Source organism: Gordonia sp. (in: high G+C Gram-positive bacteria), from assembly GCF_049299075.1.
GTDB lineage: Bacteria > Actinomycetota > Actinomycetes > Mycobacteriales > Mycobacteriaceae > Gordonia.
In genome coordinates this window covers 1-2,952 of the sequence record NZ_JBAQWU010000478.1, presented here as the reverse complement: position 1 = coordinate 2,952, position 2,952 = coordinate 1, and the positions used below count along the sequence as shown (strand labels likewise).

3 protein-coding genes and 1 pseudogene are annotated in these 2,952 nt (G+C 68.4%); 3 read left to right on the top strand and 1 reads right to left on the bottom strand.

The genetic code is table 11. The features are described 5' to 3' along the window. Window positions 1-823 (bottom strand): annotated as a pseudogene (locus tag WAW85_RS15115) (hypothetical protein); the annotation flags it as partial. Window positions 824-945: 122 nt separating this feature from the next. On the opposite strand from WAW85_RS15115, the gene WAW85_RS15110 reads away from it, so the two are divergent. From WAW85_RS15110 to WAW85_RS15100, 3 genes are all read left to right on the top strand, one after another. Further along, window positions 946-1,389, top strand: coding sequence for a DUF3151 domain-containing protein (locus WAW85_RS15110; RefSeq protein WP_422560410.1), 444 nt, complete (start codon window positions 946-948; stop codon window positions 1,387-1,389). Window positions 1,390-1,396: 7 nt separating this feature from the next. After that, window positions 1,397-2,545 carry an FUSC family protein gene (locus WAW85_RS15105; RefSeq protein ID WP_422560409.1) on the top strand — a complete coding sequence of 383 codons (1,149 nt, stop codon included), beginning with the start codon at window positions 1,397-1,399 and terminating at the stop codon, window positions 2,543-2,545. Window positions 2,546-2,628: 83 nt separating this feature from the next. Then, window positions 2,629-2,952, top strand: a 324-nt coding sequence (locus tag WAW85_RS15100) for a cation transporter (RefSeq protein WP_422560408.1), incomplete at its 3' end; no start/stop codon positions are given.

The window sequence follows — 2,952 nt, the reverse complement described above, 5'->3', positions numbered from 1 at the left end:
CCGCGGCACCGGCAGCCGCGGCACCGGCAGCTGCAGCGCCGGCAGCACCCTGCGCGGCCTTCTGAAGGTCAATCTTCTGGGTGGGGGCGTCCGCCGTAGCGTCGACCGGCACAGTGATTTCCTCGGTCGGCGTGGCGTCGGTGGACGAGTCGGTGGCGGAATCGGTGGAATCCTGCGGCAGGTCGACCGGATGCTCGACGATGTCAGTGCGCTCGATCTCATCCGGGTGGATGGAGGTGTCGGCGGACCGGGCCGGGACGTCGGACTGCGCGCCGGAGCCTTCGACCTGCACCACCGTCTGGTGTGCAATACCGTTCGCGGTGTGCTCCACGGCGGCGACTGCGGCGGCCGAATCATCGGCGGCGACCTCGGAATCGGCGAGTTCCAGGCCGTCGGCAGAGTCGACCGCGAGCTCCAGTTCGGCCGGCTGGGCACCGGTCGCTGCGTCGTCGGCCTCGTCGAGGGCCGGAGCTTGGTCATCCTCGGTGGTCTCGTCGGCCGCGCCGTCAGCGACGTCGCCCGCGGCGGACTCCGCGGCGACGGCGTCATCGTCGGCCACGGACGCATCATCGGGTTCGTCCTGGTCCGTGGACTCGGTCTCGTCGGCGCTGTCCGGGGCGGTTGGAATGGCGAACGCCTTAGTCGGAGCTGCGGAGTCCCCGCCGCCCAGTGCCTGGCCCGGCTCGATTTTGGCGACCGGTGTGGGGGCGCTGCCTGCGGCGGCCACGTCGACGTCCGGGACATCGTCGCCGGCTCGGCGGGCGCGGAAAGCGTCAACCACCTTGTTGATGGCGCTGGTCTTGTCGTTATCCGAAGTCGGCATACTGCGCGGTTCCTACTTGTCGAGAGGTTATGCCGAACGTCGACGGCACACTGACGAGAGTATCGAATCTTGAGTCTCGCGGCGCACCCCGGTCGCTGCCCTCGGAGTGACACAATGGCGGAGTGACCTCATTTGGAGACCTGCTAGGACCCCCGCCCACCTTGCTGACCGGAGACGACGACGCCGAGTCTGATCTCCTCAACGGTGCCGACCCCGCGGTGGTCGCCGCCGCACACCCGTCGGCGTCGATCGCCTGGGCCTATCTGGCGGAGGCGGCCCTGGCGGGCGCCGACAAGGGCACCGAGCCTGATCTGACCAGGGTGACCGCGGGCTACGCCTTTGCCCGCACCGGCTACCACCGCGGACTGGATCAACTGCGCAGGCACGGTTGGAAGGGCTACGGTCCGGTGCCGTGGAGCCACGAGGAGAATCGCGGTTTCCTGCGTTGCGTCGGTGCGTTGGCCCGCGCCGCACAGCTGATCGGGGAAGAGGACGAGTACCTGCGCTGCCTCGACTTGCTGAACGACAGCGACGCGCGCGCGATCGTCGAGCTCGGTCTGGACTGACTGATCGATGGCCATCGATCGGATCCGGGCGGCGAGCTCGCGGCTGATCGACCGGCTGCCGGTGACCCTGGCGACGCGGGTGCGCAGGTTGGGGCTCTCGCTGGTCCCGATCCTGCAATGCGCGATCGCGGCAGGTCTCGCCTGGTTTATCGCCGCCGACCTGCTGCATCACGCTGCGCCCTTCTTTGCGCCAATCTCGGCGGTGGTCTCGCTGGGCCTGGTGCTGACCAAACGCTGGCGACGGTCGATCGAGCTGATCTGCGGCGTGCTGATCGGCATTCTGATCGGCGACCTGGTGATCGCCCAGATCGGTTCGGGGGCTTGGCAGATCACCGTGGTGGTGGTGGTAGCGATGGCGGTGGCAGTGGTGGCCGACGGCGCACCCATGGTCACCACGCAGGCGGGCACATCGGCGGTGCTGGTGGCGACGCTGCTCCCACCGGGTGAGGCAGCCGGTTACGAGCGAGCGGTCGACGCGATGATCGGCGGTGCGGTGGCGTTGCTGATCGGCGCGCTGGTACCGGTCAATCCGGCGCGCCGGGCTCGCCGTAATGCGGCGGTGGTACTGGCTACGCTGCGGGATTTCTCCGGAGATTTGGCGGTGGCACTGCGCGCTTCGGACGAGGCCGCGGTGGCGGTGATCTTGGATCGGGCGCGGGGCACGCAGGGGCAGATTGACCGAATGTACGTGGACATGGGCGTTGTCCGGGAAGTGGGGATGATCTCGCCGCTCTACTGGGCCGAGCGGCGCCGGCTGGAACGGATCGGCGCGACAGCCGAGCCGATCGACAACTGCATGCGCAACTTTCGGATCGTCACCCGCCGAGCGTTGGGTCTGACCCAACGCGGCGTGCGTGTGGAACGGTCGGTGCTGGATCTGATGGCCGCACTGCCCGACGGATTCGAGATCCTGCGCGCCATGATGCTCGCCCCCCCGACTGGCACGCCCGACGGTGCCGACGCGGCCCGCGTCCTGCGCACTATTGTGCGGTGCGCGCGCCCGGCGCTGCAGGAGACGCGGGCGTTACTCGCTGGCGGCGGCGGCGACGTCTCCGAGGTGGCGCTGCTGGTGGAGCTTCGCTCGCTGTTAGTGGACATGCTGATGGTGGCCGGACTCAAGCGCGAGTCGGCGATCGCCCAGTTGCGGCTCGACTGATCACCCGGGCGGGCGGGCTGGTTGGGCCGGACGGGCGCGGCGCCACCTTGAAATATATGCGTAGACGCGCATATATTGAGGTCATGGGTAATGACCACGAGGGGCACTCGCACGGTCCGACCGCTGCCGAACTGGCGCGCGGCGGAGGATCCCGGCGGATCTGGCCGATGGTCGTTGCCGTCGTACTGATCGGCGGCTTCTTCTTCGTCGAGCTTTTTGTCGGCTTGTCCATCAACTCGCTCGCGCTGATCGCCGATGCCGGGCACATGCTGACCGATGTGGTCGCGGTGTCCATGGGGCTGGTCGCACTGCTGGTGGCCCGACACGGCAAGATCACCGACTCGCGCAGCTTCGGCTGGTTTCGGGCGGAAGTCTTTACCGCGGTGGTCAATGCGGTGCTGCTGATC

Bases quoted from the DNA above. Each gene is read 5' to 3' on its own strand.
- WAW85_RS15105 (WP_422560409.1), top strand. From the start codon at position 1,397: ATGGCCATCGATCGGATCCGGGCGGCGAGCTCGCGGCTGATCGACCGG.